The sequence below is a fragment of the Rhizobium sp. BK650 genome, assembly GCF_014195325.1.
Classification (GTDB): Bacteria; Pseudomonadota; Alphaproteobacteria; order Rhizobiales; family Rhizobiaceae; genus Rhizobium.
The window spans coordinates 243725-257896 of record NZ_JACIBK010000003.1; the positions used below are offsets into that span (position 1 = coordinate 243725).

Genomic DNA, 14172 nt, shown 5'->3' on the forward strand with positions numbered 1-14172 from the left:
TTTCCCGGACAGTTCATGGCTGCCCTCCTTGTATTTCCGTGTTTCTTGTTGAATTCCTGCCGTTTCACCTGGAATTGCTCTGTCCATACGCGGCGCTGGAAGGTGAAATATTCTGGTCTCTTTCTGTCTTTAGGAATTGACCGTGGCTATTTAAATACAGCCATGGGGCGCAATTGTCCTTATCCTCGCGTACGGAAAATTATCGTTCCGTACATTTCTGCTCCAAAAGAAGTAGGCGACGGTATGAGAGGGCGAACGCAGACGTGACGGGCGAAAGCGCCATCTATTGCGATCCCGATGACACGGATGTTCCTCAAAGTCGGTGCACTTGATAAGAACGGGAGAATTTTCACTCGCACCGGATTTATCCGCGCCCGGCCGGCATGTCGGTAGTCACAAAGCTGCCGCTCAATCGTCAGCAAATTGCCCCGCTACCGCCGCACCGTGCCCTCTTAACAGTCCATCGTTGCGACCTCGCCAGGCCCTAGCGGCTGAGCGATCGACCGAGGCGGTCCTGCTGCCGATCAAATCATGCACGTGAAAAGGAATGACTATGATCACTCGTTACACACAAGTCGCAACGATGACCGCTGTGGTCTTCAGCCTGCTTGCTCTCAGCCCGGCATCCGCCGAGGATATAGCCCAGGCGCAACAGCAGCCGCAAGGGCGGGCACCGATGCAGGGGCAGGCGGGCGGCAATGGTGCAGCCGCCCCCGTCAGCGATCAGAAAATCGAGGCCTTTGCCGTCGCCTATCTGCAGGTCGACAAGGTCAGGCAGGAATATTCGGCCAAAATCGGCGCGACGAAGGACGAGGCTGCGAAGCAAAAGCTGCAGGAAGAAGCCAAAAAGCAGATGGTCGATACCGTCGAAGCCTCTAACGGCATCTCTGTCGAGGAATACTCGTCGATTCTGACGGCCGCACAAAGCGATCCTGCTCTCGCCAAGAAAGTTCTGGAAAAGATCGGCGCCCCGCCGCCGGCGCAGCAGCAGAAATAGGGCTGCGCCCTTCTGGGCAATGGAGATCGCCGGGCGCATGCCCGCATTGCGATCGACAGGATGCCGTCGCGTGAGACTCCGGCGATGACGAGCCGGTTCTGGTCCACATCGGATCGCTCGCGCAGATCGCGCACGACGGCATCCACATGCTCGACGGCCCGCTCGAAGCCCGTAATCGCGATTTCGACAGCGCAGGAATAGCCGGAACCGTCTGGAGCAAGCCCGTGGTCATAGTCTCCGCCTGATTTGCCTGCCCTGCGTTGCGGGGGGCTGACCCTTCATGCCCTTCCCATTGCGGAGGTGCTGGTTGGATTGCAGGCCGGCCGGTCCACTTGCGCACCGCGCATCTCTGGATTATAAACTGAACCAAATGGTTCAGTATTCGACAGCTCGTCTCGATGCCTCGTTCGCCGCGCTCTCGGACGCCACCCGGCGCGGCGTTCTGGAGCAGCTCGGGCGTGCGGATGCTTCGATTACCGATCTTGCCGAAAAATTTCATATGACGCTGACGGGTATGAAGAAGCATGTCGGCATTCTGGAGCGGGCAGGGTTCGTCACCACACAGAAGATTGGGCGCGTGCGCACCTGCAGGCTCGGCCTGCGCCGGCTGGAGGAGGAGGCGGGCTGGATCGAGAGCTACCGCCAACTCTGGAACGCCCGCTTCGATGCGTTGGACAATCTTGTCGAGGAACTGAAACAGAAGGAGAAGGACGATGGAGAGTAAGCCTGACCTTAAGAAGAACCCCACGACAGTGGAGCGGAAGTCCGAGCGCGAAGTGGTCGTTACGAGAACCTTCGACGCTCCCGCGCGCATCGTGTTTGCGGCATGGACGACGCCCGAACTGTTCATGCGGTGGTGGGCGCCGAAGTCGATAGGAGTGCCGCTGCTCTCCTGCGACATGGACGTTCGCACCGGGGGCACATACCGTCTCGAGTTCGGCCAGGATGCCTCGAATTCCATGGCATTCTTCGGTAAGTATCTCGATGTGATACCGAACGCGCGCCTCGTCTGGACCAATGAGGAAAGTGAAGACGGTTCTGTAACCACCGTCACCTTCGAGGAAAAGGATGGAAAGACGCTGCTGGTAGTGCACGAAGTCTATCCTTCGAAGGAAGCGCTCGACGCGAATTCCGGGGCGGAGGGCGGGCTGCCCGAGCAGTTCGAGCAGCTGGACGAGCTTCTTCTCACGCTCGGCGCAGGAGAGGCGTGAGGCCGGCTGGTTCTTCGCTGGTCTTTGCTGGATGTAGCCGGTTTGGACCGAAGAAAGACCCCGCCCCAAACCCCTCCCCACAAGGGGGAGGGGCTTAAGTTGCCGCACCCGCTTTCCAAATTTTCGACGTTTCGGAAGAAGCGAGGCGGCGCGGCCGGGTCAGCCCCTCCCACCTGTGGGGAGGGGTTGGGGAGGGGTCTTTTTCTCAAGGGCCGCCTGGCTCTTCGCCGTTCCCATTTCGTGGAGCGCTTGGCTGTTACCTTAGCCGCCCGGCCGTCTGCAGCGCCAGGAGGATGGACGATACGTGAAGGGCCTGGCCGATCAGGCCGGTCTGCAATCCATCCAGTACTTCTGCGATGGGAAGGGCGTGAACCGTCAGGCCCTCTTCCCCGGCGTCGAGGCGTTGCTCGTATCGGCGCTCGGCGCCGGTCGCGAGATAGGTGTGAAGGCGGTTCGTGTGAGAGGCCGGATTTGGATACAAGCTGCTGATCAATTGCCAGTTTTGGGCAATGTATCCGGTTTCCTCTTCCAGTTCGCGGCGGGCCGCCTTTTCAGTGTCGGTGTCCCGCTCGTCGAGGCCGCCTCCCGGTATTTCCAGGAAGAACTTAGCCGCCGCGTGTCGATATTGGCGAACGAGCAGAAGACGATCGTCCGGGGTGATCGCAACGATATTGACCCAATCGGGATAGGACATCACGTAATAAGGCGAAATCGTCACCCCGTCAGGCGTCAGGCAATCGTCGGCCCGTAAATTCAGCCATCGATCCTGCAGGATCGTCCTCGTTTCGAGCACCTTCCAGCCGTCGTCCATATGAAAATTCCCCTGTTTCGAGCGCGTGGATTTTCGAACAGTAGTTCACCGCGCCGGCGTTGGCGATGGCGATGGCGACACGATCGCCAGCGCAGGCCTTTCCGCCTTGTTGACAATCGCGCAATGGCAGGTAGTAATTCGCCAAGGCCTTGTGTTGCCCGCCGCTCACGCCAAACCTGGTATGGTGAAAACACTTTTTGATACCCCGTTCGACTTCCAGCCCTTCGGCAGTCGGTCAGCAATGTGAGCTCTGACGTTTTGATTGCCCTGGAGGAACTGGAATGCTTAGGACACTTGGTATCAAGGGCATGGCGAAAGCCCTGCGGCAGGCCCTCAGTGATCGCAGGATAGAGCTGTCCCACGGCGATTGCCTGGAACTGATTGCAAAGCAATTTGGCGTGAAGGATTGGAACACGCTTTCTGCTGCGGTCGGGCAGGATGCGGGCGACAAGCCGCTTCTCTTCTCAGTCGTCGGCGATGAGATCATGCTGCATCGGACGACGCAAAGGCTTGACGTCAACGACACCGACTTGTCGGGATCACGTTTCAACGACGCCAATCTTACGGGAACATGGTTCAACCAGATCAACTTTTCCGGCGCCAAATTCAACGACAGCAACATGACCGGCTGGTACGTGAACGACGTCAATTTGTCCGGATCGCAATTCCAGAACATCAATCTCTCCGGTGTTACCTTTTCCAACTGCCGCATGCCTGGCGCCATGCTCGACGGGGTGCCGCTCGAAGAGATCGTTGCGGCCTACCGAAAATCCCAGGCGTCCTGATCCTGCCATGCCACATCAGGAAAACGGTTTCCCTCTGCTTCTGACAGACAGGTTGAGCCTGCGCTCGCCCGATATCGGCGACTGCGACGATTTCCACGGGCTGCTTCAGATCCCGGAGGTTACCCGTTTTTCCGATTTGCCGGATGCTCCGAAAATAGCCCAGGCCCGACGCTCGATGAAATGGATGTGCGAGGCCTACGCCAAAGGAAAGGGCTGCGCCTGGATCATAGAAGATCGCATGTCGGGCCGGGTTCTCGGCGCTATCAGGTTCAACCGCATCGACAGGCATTGGAAGTGGGCCGAGCTTGGCTACGAAATACACCCTTCGGTCTGGGGGACGGGGCTGATGACCGAAGCGGTGAAAGCCGTCACGAAATGCGGATTCGATCACTTCTCCCTGAACCGCATCGAGGCATGGACGCTGCCCGGCAACACGGCATCGGACCGCGTTCTGGAAAAGGCCGGGTTCCGGTATGAGGGGACGCTCCGTCAGAAAGCATGGTTCAAAGACGCGTTCCATGATTTCCGGATGTTCGGCTGTATCGCTGGTCAGTCGATATGAGATATCGATTTCAGGGGTTCCCACATTTATGGTCCGTCTTCTCATCACCTATATGGAACAGCTCGCGCCGCCGCGAGGGCCTGCGCAGTCGTCTCCCACTGCGGAGGCCGGGATCGCGAAGGAGTGTCCGGATGCAGAGGACTATCTTCGGCTCTATCGGTCCGTCGGGATGCCCCTGCAGTGGGACGAGCGTCTGCGGATGACGAGGGAAGGGCTTCTTGCGTTCCTGTGCAGCAGTTCCACGGCTCTCTACATTTTGCGGCACGAAGGACGGCCAGTCGGGCTATGCGAGTTCACGGGCATTGGGGAGAAGGATGTGGAGCTGAAACACTTCGGCCTCGTTCCCGAGGTCCAGGGCCGTCGTCTCGGACCTTATCTGCTGGACTGGTCGCTCAGGGCGATATGGAACGATCGGCCTGAGCGCGTCTGGCTCCACACGGACACCTGGGATCATCCCAAAGCCAAGGCCACTTACGAGCGCAGCGGCTTCAAGGCCTATGCCGAGGTCTGGGAAGAGTTTCCGGACTGATCGCATGTCGAAAGCCGTCCCATGCACCGGCAGCCGGAGGCTGGGTGCGTGCCCCACGAAGAGCACGCATCCGGGATAGACGATCAGTGGAAACCGCCGGCGGCAGTCACTCGCTCGCCGGTCAGCCAGCCGGCGTCGTCGGAAGCAAGGAAGACTGCGATTCTCGCGATATCATCGGGTTGGCCGATACGCCCAAGCGGGGTCTGAGCCACGGCGGTGTGCTCGAAATCGGAGCCGATGACGCCTATGGCGTGCGCGCCTTCGGTCTCGACAATGCCAGGGAGGATGGCGTTGACGCGGATCTTGCGCGGACCGAGCTCCTTGGCAAGCACGCCGGTGATGGCGTCCACGGCTCCCTTGGTCCCGGTATAGACGGCGGTGGCGGGCGGGGCGAGGCTGGTCACTACGGAGGAAATGTTGATCACGCTGCCGCCCTCGCCAATATGCTTGACGGCGGCCTGGGTCGTCAGCAGGAGGCCGAGAACGTTCACGTTGAACTGGCGGTGATAATGTTCCTCGGTGATCTCTTCGATCGTTGCGAATTCGTAGACGCCGGAATTGTTGACCAGCACGTCGAGACGGCCGAATTCCTTGATCGCGGCGTCGACCAGTCCCTGTGCCTGTTCCGCCTTCGACACATCGCCCTGGACCGCGACGGCCTTGCCGCCGGCGGCAGCGATCGCGTCGACGACAGCGTCCGCGCCGGCCTTGCTCGAGGCATAGTTGACCACCACTTTTGCGCCTTCAGCGGCGAGCGCCTTGGCAATCCCAGCGCCGATCCCCTTGGAGGCTCCTGTCACGACGGCGACTTTTCCAGCAAGCTTAGACATATCAATTCCTTTCGACCGGAGTGCCGCCGGGAGTGACGGCTTCGTTCCGTAGTTCAGAAATTCGGAACTGTTGATCATGATATCAAGTAGCCCTATATAAAAATTCATGAGACCGCTCTTTCACCCAGCCGTCGAGGATCTGAAGCCGGAAGCGATCCTTTACGCGCTCTCCGATCCGGAGCGCGTGGCGATCTTCGCGCAAATCGCGGGCCTTGGCTCCAGCGGCACATGTACTGCGCTTGCCAATCTCGGCAGCCGCGTCATTCCCAAATCATCGCTGTCGCAGCATATGAAGGTGCTGCGCGAGGCCGGCCTTATCCGCGGCGAGCGTCATGGCGTGGAGATGCGCAACCATTCGCGCTGTCAGGAAGTGGATCGGCGCTTTCCCGGTCTGATCCAGGCCATTCTCAGCGCCTACGGACGACCGCCGGAACAGTCGAACGCAGGCTGAGCGAAGCACCTCAGCGCGTTTCGGTCGGCAGTGCCTGCTCTCCGACATTGAGGGGCAGCAATATCTCGGCGATCAGGTTCCGAATCCAACGATGGGCGGGGTTCCCTGTCGCGCGCTTGTGCCATACGCCGACAATGAGTGCCGGCGGAAGCGGCATGGGAGGGATATAAAGCGAGAACCCGAAAAGGTCAGACAAGCGCTCCGCCAACTGGCGCGGGACGAGCGCAATATGATCGCTCTCGCTCACAGCCCGACAGACGCCAAAGAAAACTGGAACGGTCATGACGACTTTCCGGGATCGCCCGATTTTGGCGAGTGCCGCATCGCCCATGGCTTTTGTTTTTCCTTCGGGCGAGAAGAGGATGTGTCCGAGATCGCAGAACAGATCGATCGGCAAGGTTTCACCCGGCTTTATTCCGGCCGCTTCAATCGCGCCGTTTCCTCTGCGAGCGATCGTTGTAAAGGATGATCGGAACAGCGGACGCCGGTCGATCCAATCTGGAAACTCTGCATCCGGGATGAGAGCCATGTCGGCTTCATACCGCTCGAGAGAGTCGATGTAGCTGTTCGGCACCAGGTCGACCAACTGCACCCGAATACCAGGCGCACGTTGGTGTATCTCTCGTGCCAGCCGCGGCATCAGCATCTCCGCGAAGAAGTCGCTGCCTGCCAGCTTGAAGGTGAGGTTGGCGCTGCCAGGATCGAAAGAGGTGCTGCTCAACAGCGCCTCCATCCTGTCGAGCGCCTCACGAAGGGGCATGGCCAAACCTCTTGCATAATCGGTCGGGCGCAATCCTTGGCCATGGCGGACGAACAGCTGATCACCGAGGGCATGGCGCAATCTGGAAAGTGCGCCGGAAACCGCTGACTGGGACATTCCCAGTTTCTCGCCGGCTTTCACAGTCGAACCTTCCCGCAACAAGGCGTCGAGCACGCGCACAAGATTGAGATCAAAGGTCGCGAAATTCATTTCACCGATAGCTTCTATTTCATCAAACGATTTTTTTAATAATGGAGGCGGTGCTAGAAACTGCAAGACGAAAGCGCTTTCGTTTCATTCTGACGGCAGGAGGAAACGATGATCGACCTACTTGAATGCCCGGACACGATTGAGTGGCTGGGAGTGACCTATCGGACTATTCTTACGGCTGCAGCAACTGGCGGGGCGATGTCCATCGTCGACAGCCTCTCGCCCGTTGGAAGCGGACCGCCGCGACATATCCATGAAAGAGAGGATGAAACCTTCGTCCTCATTTCCGGATCCTGCGAATTCTGGGTGGAGGGCGAGACCTTTATCAAGCAGGCGGGTGAGACCGTCTTCGTGCCGCGCGGAATGGAGCATACCTTCAGGGTCATCGGCAGCATGCCTTCGCGGCATCTGGTGATCCTGACGCCGGGCGGCTTCGAAGGCTTTTTTGCCGATATGGCGGCGGGCCAGTTCCAAATCCCGCAGGATATGGATCGCATCGCGGAATCTGCCGGCAGGCATCGCCTTCGCTTCACTGGACCGCCGCTTGCCGACGACTGATCACGATGGCCGGCGGACGCGGTAGCGGATGTGCGTGGCCTCGGGTGTATCGATCACCCGAACGATCTCCAACTCGATGCGCGATGGTAAGACGTCGAACAGTCGCCGGCCCGATCCAAACAAGACTGGAACCTGGTGTATTTGCAGTTCGTCGAGCACGCCAGCTTCCAGCGCCCGTTGCGCCGTATACGCGCCAAGCACCAACACGTCCCGGTCCCCGGCGGCGGTCTTTGCCTGCGCCATTGCGCTCGCGATCCCGTCGCTCACATATTTGACCAACGGATAATTCGCGACGGATGGCCCGGGCGGCCTGTGACTGGGTACGAAGATCGGGACGCCTTGATTGTCACCGCCCCAGTGATCGACCTGCTCCACGGTTCGCCGACCGGCCAAAATCGCACCCGGCCCATTCCATTCGTCCCACAATTGTCCGAGTGGTCCGGCCGGTCGGGAAAAATCCCCGTACCACTCGTGCAAGCGCATAAAGTCGTCGCCGCCGGGATTGCCCACTTCATCGTTCGGTCCCGCGATATACCCGTCCAGTGACATGGACATGAAGAGCACTGATACAGACACGTTTATCTCCTGTGGTCTTTTTCCAAACCGGGAATTCGCTGTGCGGGTGGATTATTGATGCAAAAAAGCTCGTTCAGGCAGGCGGAGGCCCGGGGCGGGCGGTCTTGATATTCCCCAAGGACGTTCGAGCGAGACTGATGCCGACATCCCGAATTAAAATTTGGGGACTGCCCTATCTCACATGGGACCAAACCGACTGGGCAGCATGCTCTGCCCATGTCGTGGTCGCAAGACCGCTGCACACTTCTGCGCGACATGCTTTAGCAATGCCTTACCACCCCTAAAGATGCGCCAACGAGGCGAGCAGGTCGGCTGCGGCGACAAGGTCGTGCGTTTCGAAGCCTTCGGTGAATTCGGCGTAAACTGCTTGCAGCATTCTGCGCGCATCCTGCGCCCGCGACGAGACATGCCAGAGCTTTGCGAGATCGCAGGCTGATCGCAATCGCCACGACAGCGCGCCGATTTCCAGGGCGAGCGACATCGACTCGACAAGGAGCGTCTCCGCTTCATCGGGCCGGGCCTCGGCCGTAAGAATAGAGGCCCGGATGCGAAGAAGCTCCGGAACGCACCACTGCTCGTTCTGTGCGCGGGCGCAATCGAGTGCCTCCTTGATGATGGCGGCAGCGTCCGCCTGGCGGCCGCGCTTGGCCAATGCGTCCGCAAAGCCGGCGAGATAGAAGGGGAACCGCACCAGATGCCTGATAGTGCGAAACTCCCAGACAGCTTGTTCGAGCAGAGCCAATCCTTCGGCCGCCGTATCGTCCTCAGCGCATGCCACTGCACCGCGACAGAAGGTTGCAACCGGCCGCCAGATGATAATGCCATGCCGGACGATTTGATCGTCGAGCATCGCGGCAAGGCGGCCACATTCCTGATAATGCCTTATCATAAGGAAGGTCAGGCTGGCCCATGCGAGTGCATTGCTCAGCGAAAGCTCATGCCCGGTTTCTCTCGCTAGCCCAATTGTCACTTCTGCAGTATGAGCGGCCGTGTCGGGCAAACCCGTGAGCCACTGGATATGCGACAGGATATTCCCGACGTCGACATTCCTGTCGTACAGGAAACGTGCGAACCGCGGATCGTTGGAGTCTCTCAAGTAGTTGCCGTAGAAACGTTCGATCTGCTGCCGGGCGCTTTCAAGCCGGCCGATGAACAAGTCGGCTACCGCCAAGTGCGTTTCGCCGGCCGGCAGCGCGGAAGGGTCCGCCGCGGCGGCGACTGAAACGAAGGTCTCAAGCGTTGCTATTCCGGCATCGTGTTCGCCGCCGAACAGCTGATATGTACCGATCATCCGCAGGCAACGGAGCTGATGATCGATGTCGCCGATGCGAACGGCAATGTCCAGCGCCCGTCGCATGGCGTCGAGGGCGAGGGGGATGGCGCCGCGCATGAACATCGTCGCGCCTGCGAACGACACCTGAAGCTGCATCTCGGCCGCGGTTCCGACAAGTCCGGCCGCGTCGAGTTCCTCGAGCGCCCGCGAGACGCGGACGCGGCATTCTTCGGTAAGAGAAAAGTGGTTCCAGAGCAGGCAGCCAGCGACAGAGAGACGGATGTACAGCGATCCGTCCGCGGCGGCCCCGCCGGCCCAATCCAGCGCCAATCGAAGGTCATCGAGGACGCCTCCATAGGCGCGTGCCCACTCCGGGGCGGGGCGCAAGGCCCACTCGCTCGCTGCCCGCTCCAGGACCGCACAAATATGCTCCGCATGACGGCGGCGGACGATCTCCTCCTCGCCGCTCGATTGCAGCCGTTCGAGACAGTAGGCGCGCGTCGTCTCCAGCAGGCGATAGACAAGCTTGTCGGCAACGACATCCACCGAAAGCAGAGACTTTGCGACCAGGTTGGCCACGTCATCGATCACCCGCACCCGTTCGAAGCCTTCACCGGCCACGGCGCAGGCCGCGTCGAGGCTGAACGAACCGGCAAGGACCGACAGTCTGCGCATGACCGCGCATTCGCCCAGCGAGAGAAGATCATAGCTCCAGTCGATCACCGCCGTCAGCGTGCGGTGGCGCTCGGGTCCGGCGCGATGCCCGCTCAGCAGGCGAAATCGATCGTCCAGATGCGCGAGCAATCCGTCCGTGCCGAAAGAATCGACGCGCGTCGCCGCAAGTTCGATCGCCAGCGCAAGACCATCGAGCCGCCGGCAAATCTCGGCAACCGTCACTGCATTGGCGTCGCTCAGTTCGAACGACTCGAGCCTGTCGGTCGCGCGATCCACGAAGAGCTGAATGGCGGGGTACGTGAGCGCTTCGGCAGCTTTCAAGTCGGACGACGCAGGCGGCGCGTCCAGCCCCGCTAGTCGGCGGACGCGTTCGCCTCTCACGCGGAGCGGCTCCCGGCTGGTGGCGAGAATCCTGATGCGTGGCGCTTCGGCCAGTATCCGATCCGCACAGAAGGCCGCCGCTTCGATGATATGTTCGCAACTGTCGAACAGAAGGAGCATCTCGCAATCGCGGAGATAGCTGCCCAAGGCAGCCAGCATATCCGCAGAGTGCGTTGCCAGACCGATTGCACTCGCGATGGCAAAGGGCACAAACGACGAATCCTTCAACGGCGCCAGGTCGATCAGCCAAATGCCGTCTCCGAACTTCCCAATCTTCTGCTCGGCGACGGCCAGCGCAACCGTTGTCTTTCCGATGCCGCCGGCACCGACGACCGAAACCAGCCGGGATGCCTCCAAATCGCGTCCGACGCCTTCAATCGCATCAGCCCGCCCGAAGACACTTGTGGTCGCGATCGGCAAATTGTGTCGGCGTATTGCCGCGACCGGCGAGGATGGCGCCAAGCCAGGCAATCCATTGACCGCGACTGGCGCGATAAACCGGTAGCCCCGGCCGGTAACGGTAGCTATGTATTGCGCGGCCCCAACCCCGTCGCCGAGGGCTCGTCTCAAGGCCGCCATGTTGACCTTGAGGTTGCCATCATCGACAACCACGTTCGGCCAGACACGCGCCATCAACTCGCTCTTGTTCACCAGTTCGCCCGGGCGCTCGACCATGACGGTCAGGATGTCCAGCGCGCGGCCTCCTATCCGAACCGGGGCATTGCCTTGCAAGAGCAGCTGGCGCTCTGGAATAAGCACGAAAGGCCCAAAGGAGAAGGACCGGGAAGGCCGCTCGGCAAGGTCGCTCGTCACAATCTTTTTCCTTCGATGAAGGCCACGAGATCAGAGAAAGGTCGCGCCGTCCTCATGGTCGAAGCCGGCGAGGGGCGAAGTGGCTGGCATGGGTCGGAGCGGCGGAGCTGATAACCAGATTTTACCTCAATTAACGGGCGGCAGATGGCATGCACATGTAGATTGGCTGCATAAGCAAAAATTCGGCGCTCACGAGCATTGATAGTTTGCGGAAAGGGCGTGGCCCTGACTGCTCGATAGAAACACGGCGGTCGCCCAGGCGGCCAAGTATTAAAATGTCAGTAATAGAATTCGACGGCGCAGATGTATTGGCGCAGTCTAGGATGCCAAGCTCCCGCCGGCTGTCAATATAGCATTAAAACGCGATCAGAGGGCACCGACCAAGTGTCCTGTGATGCCAAGCGGCGGTGATGAGGCGGCGGATCGGGACCGGATTGCCTCCAGGCCATGTCACGCGTCGCTGCCCAAAGGGGACTGCGGACGCCCTTAGCCTGAATCCGCCCTCAGCCGGAATCTCCGGCATTATTGTCATTCAATTGGGGAGAGCCATGACAAAACATGTCTTGTTCATCGTCACCAACGCATCCGTAATTGGCCCACATAGTCGCAAGACCGGCTTCTTTTTCGCCGAGGTCGCTCATCCCTACGATGTGCTCGACAAGGCCGGGATTGCAATCGAATTTGCCTCACCCGCTGGGGGATGGACGCCGTATGACGCCTATGACGAGAAGGATCCTGCACAGAAGGGATTTCTCGAGAGCAAGGCCTTTCGTCGCCTCAATCACAGCCGCAAGTTATCCGAGGTGGACGCCGCGGACTATGACGCGATCCTGATCCCCGGCGGCCTCGGCCCGATGGTCGACATCCAGCGAAATGCCGACGTCCAGAAGGCCGTCGTGCGCGCCTGGACAACCGGCAAGCTCGTGAGTGCCGTTTGTCACGGGCCGTGCTCGTTGCTCGGCGTGGACCTCGGCAACGGCGCGCCGTTCGTGCGCGGCAAGAAGCTCACCTCCTTCTCGAAAAAGGAGGAATTTGACTATGCTCGCGAAGACGTACCCTACGAACTCGAGGACGCATTGAGGGCGGAAGGCGCCGATTACTCGTCTGCCTCCAACTGGGAACCTCATGTTGTCGTTGATGGCCGCCTCATCACCGGCCAGAATCCCGCCTCGGCGGCACCGCTCGCAAAAGAGTTGCTCGCTGCTCTGGGAGATCGGGCGTGAGTTTGTGAACCGGGCCGCACTTCGGCCCGGTTCGCCGGTTGCAGACTGCGGCCGGCATTTGTCCAACTCACATCCAAGATGGGTCACGTCCAAGATGGGGATGAACCATGTCCACTCACGTGAAGATCGTAGGTATCCTGACCGCGCACCCTGACAAGGCATCCGAACTCGGAGCGTTTCTCTCGGCAATGCGAGTACGCAGCCGGGCCGAGCCCGGAAATCTGCGGTGGGATATCTGGCGAGACAAGGCCAATCCGGACCGCTTGGTGCTCGACGAACTTTATGTCGATGACGCGGCCGTCGCCGCCCATCGCGATAGCCCGCACTTCAAGGACTATGCCGCCCGGATCGGCGATCTCGCCGACCGGACACCGATCACCCTCGACCCGGTCGAGGTCGATTAACCCAGAGCATTTCCGTTTTTCTTCGAACCACGAAAATGCTCTATCTCTTTGTTTTTTACGCAATTCCGGACGCAAAATCGCTGCACACTTTTGCTGGAATTGCTCTAGGGAGAGAACTCTGATGAAAAGCGTGATAACAGGATTGCTCGCCGTCATGATCACAACCGCTTCCGCCGTCGTCGGCCATGCAGCTGACAAACCCGTGTCCATCGTGCTGGTGCACGGTGCGTTCGTCGATGCCTCGGGCTGGCAGGCCGTTCACGACATCCTATCTGCCGAGGGCTACGAGGTGCTGGCCGTCCAGAACCCCACGATTACCCTGCAGGGTGACGTTGATGCCACCAGGCAGGTTATCGCCCGAGCCAGCAAACCGGTGGTCCTTGTCGGCCATTCATACGGCGGCGCCGTCATTACCGAGGCCGGCAGCCTGCCAAAGGTCAAGAGCCTGGTTTACCTCGCCGCATACGCGCTTCAAGCCGGCGAGTCGGTCTACGACATCGGCACGGCACCGACGCCGGGCGAAGACAAGGCGCCGCTGCTTCCGCCAAGCGACGGTTTTCTGTTGGTAGACTTTGCGAAGTTCCCAACCTCCTTCGCAGCCGATGTCGATCCCGCCAAAACGAAGTTCATGGCCGCATCTCAGGTTCCCTGGGGGCTCGGCGCGGTGCAGACCAAAATCACCACGCCGGCGTGGAAGGAGAAGCCTACCTACTTCATGGTGACGAAGAACGACCACATGATCCCGCCCAGCCAGCAACGCTCCATGGCAGCGCGGGCCGGCGCCAAGACCGTCGAAATCGAATCCAGCCATGCCGTGATGCTTTCGCATCCGCAGGAGGTGGCGGATTTCATCACCAGTGCGGCCGCGCCGTCGAACTAGGGCGCCCGTGACGTTGCGCCGCGTTGTTGTTATGCGATTGCGTCGCTTGCCGAGAGCATCAAGTATGAATTTCCGCCGCCGAAGAAAGAAATCGGTTTCTACGGCGGCGCTGACGTTGGAATTGACAAATAATATTTCCTGTCGTCTCGATGTTAAAGATAGCATGGCAATCGAGACTATTTATTTACCATACAATATTACGGTCCGGACATGTGCTCGCTCGGGAGGTGGATCGAGCGCGCA

Annotated in this window: 16 protein-coding genes; 11 read left to right on the forward strand and 5 right to left on the reverse strand. The window is 59.9% G+C overall.

Going from position 1 to position 14172, the window contains the following annotated elements:
• Positions 1-547: 547 nt before the first annotated feature.
• The 3 genes from FHX15_RS09410 to FHX15_RS09420 all read left to right on the forward strand — a co-directional run bounded on the left by FHX15_RS09410 (position 548) and on the right by FHX15_RS09420 (position 2208).
• Entirely contained in the window at positions 548-997 is a 450-nt protein-coding gene (locus FHX15_RS09410) for a DUF4168 domain-containing protein (RefSeq protein WP_184395960.1), read from the forward strand.
• Positions 998-1367: 370 nt separating this feature from the next.
• Entirely contained in the window at positions 1368-1721 is a 354-nt protein-coding gene (locus FHX15_RS09415; RefSeq protein WP_184395962.1) for an ArsR/SmtB family transcription factor, read from the forward strand.
• A complete protein-coding gene (locus FHX15_RS09420) occupies positions 1711-2208 on the forward strand; it encodes an SRPBCC family protein (protein WP_184395964.1) in 498 nt (165 codons plus the stop codon). The genes FHX15_RS09415 and FHX15_RS09420 overlap by 11 nt, the downstream gene beginning before the upstream one ends.
• Before the next feature lie 256 nt (positions 2209-2464).
• Here the strand turns inward: FHX15_RS09420 and FHX15_RS09425 are convergent, their stop codons facing one another.
• A complete protein-coding gene (locus FHX15_RS09425; RefSeq protein ID WP_184395967.1) occupies positions 2465-3019 on the reverse strand; it encodes an NUDIX hydrolase in 555 nt (184 codons plus the stop codon).
• 281 nt (positions 3020-3300) lie between these two features.
• Between FHX15_RS09425 and FHX15_RS09430 the strand changes: the two genes are divergently transcribed.
• Genes FHX15_RS09430 through FHX15_RS09440 form a run of 3 tightly spaced genes read left to right on the forward strand, consistent with a single transcriptional unit; the run spans position 3301 to position 4895 of the window.
• On the forward strand, positions 3301-3804 hold the full coding sequence (locus tag FHX15_RS09430; protein ID WP_184395969.1) for a pentapeptide repeat-containing protein: 504 nt from the start codon (positions 3301-3303) through the stop codon (positions 3802-3804).
• Positions 3805-3856: 52 nt separating this feature from the next.
• Positions 3857-4366, forward strand: coding sequence for a GNAT family N-acetyltransferase (locus tag FHX15_RS09435; RefSeq protein ID WP_246778909.1), 510 nt, complete (start codon positions 3857-3859; stop codon positions 4364-4366).
• Positions 4367-4394: 28 nt separating this feature from the next.
• Positions 4395-4895 (forward strand): GNAT family N-acetyltransferase, encoded by a 501-nt coding sequence (locus FHX15_RS09440; RefSeq protein WP_184395973.1) that lies wholly within the window; start codon positions 4395-4397, stop codon positions 4893-4895.
• An 83-nt stretch (positions 4896-4978) separates the two neighbouring features.
• Here FHX15_RS09440 and FHX15_RS09445 read toward each other — a convergent pair whose 3' ends face one another.
• Positions 4979-5725: a glucose 1-dehydrogenase gene (locus tag FHX15_RS09445; RefSeq protein WP_184395975.1), complete on the reverse strand. Its 747-nt coding sequence runs from the start codon at positions 5723-5725 to the stop codon at positions 4979-4981.
• 106 nt (positions 5726-5831) lie between these two features.
• On the opposite strand from FHX15_RS09445, the gene FHX15_RS09450 reads away from it, so the two are divergent.
• Positions 5832-6176: a helix-turn-helix transcriptional regulator gene (locus tag FHX15_RS09450; protein ID WP_184395977.1), complete on the forward strand. Its 345-nt coding sequence runs from the start codon at positions 5832-5834 to the stop codon at positions 6174-6176.
• A 10-nt stretch (positions 6177-6186) separates the two neighbouring features.
• Here the strand turns inward: FHX15_RS09450 and FHX15_RS09455 are convergent, their stop codons facing one another.
• Positions 6187-7212 (reverse strand): LysR family transcriptional regulator, encoded by a 1026-nt coding sequence (locus tag FHX15_RS09455; protein ID WP_246778910.1) that lies wholly within the window; start codon positions 7210-7212, stop codon positions 6187-6189.
• A gap of 42 nt (positions 7213-7254) precedes the next feature.
• On the opposite strand from FHX15_RS09455, the gene FHX15_RS09460 reads away from it, so the two are divergent.
• Positions 7255-7704, forward strand: coding sequence for a cupin domain-containing protein (locus FHX15_RS09460; protein WP_184395980.1), 450 nt, complete (start codon positions 7255-7257; stop codon positions 7702-7704).
• Here FHX15_RS09460 and FHX15_RS09465 read toward each other — a convergent pair whose 3' ends face one another.
• A complete protein-coding gene (locus tag FHX15_RS09465; protein WP_184397105.1) occupies positions 7705-8268 on the reverse strand; it encodes a dihydrofolate reductase family protein in 564 nt (187 codons plus the stop codon).
• A gap of 292 nt (positions 8269-8560) precedes the next feature.
• Positions 8561-11422 (reverse strand): ATP-binding protein, encoded by a 2862-nt coding sequence (locus FHX15_RS09470; protein ID WP_184395982.1) that lies wholly within the window; start codon positions 11420-11422, stop codon positions 8561-8563.
• 548 nt (positions 11423-11970) lie between these two features.
• On the opposite strand from FHX15_RS09470, the gene FHX15_RS09475 reads away from it, so the two are divergent.
• The 3 genes from FHX15_RS09475 (at position 11971) to FHX15_RS09485 (ending at position 13929) form a co-directional block, all read left to right on the forward strand.
• Positions 11971-12645 (forward strand): type 1 glutamine amidotransferase domain-containing protein, encoded by a 675-nt coding sequence (locus FHX15_RS09475; protein ID WP_184395984.1) that lies wholly within the window; start codon positions 11971-11973, stop codon positions 12643-12645.
• 107 nt (positions 12646-12752) lie between these two features.
• Positions 12753-13049 carry a putative quinol monooxygenase gene (locus FHX15_RS09480; protein WP_184395986.1) on the forward strand — a complete coding sequence of 99 codons (297 nt, stop codon included), beginning with the start codon at positions 12753-12755 and terminating at the stop codon, positions 13047-13049.
• A gap of 121 nt (positions 13050-13170) precedes the next feature.
• A complete protein-coding gene (locus FHX15_RS09485) occupies positions 13171-13929 on the forward strand; it encodes an alpha/beta hydrolase (protein WP_184395988.1) in 759 nt (252 codons plus the stop codon).
• Positions 13930-14172 lie beyond the last annotated feature (243 nt).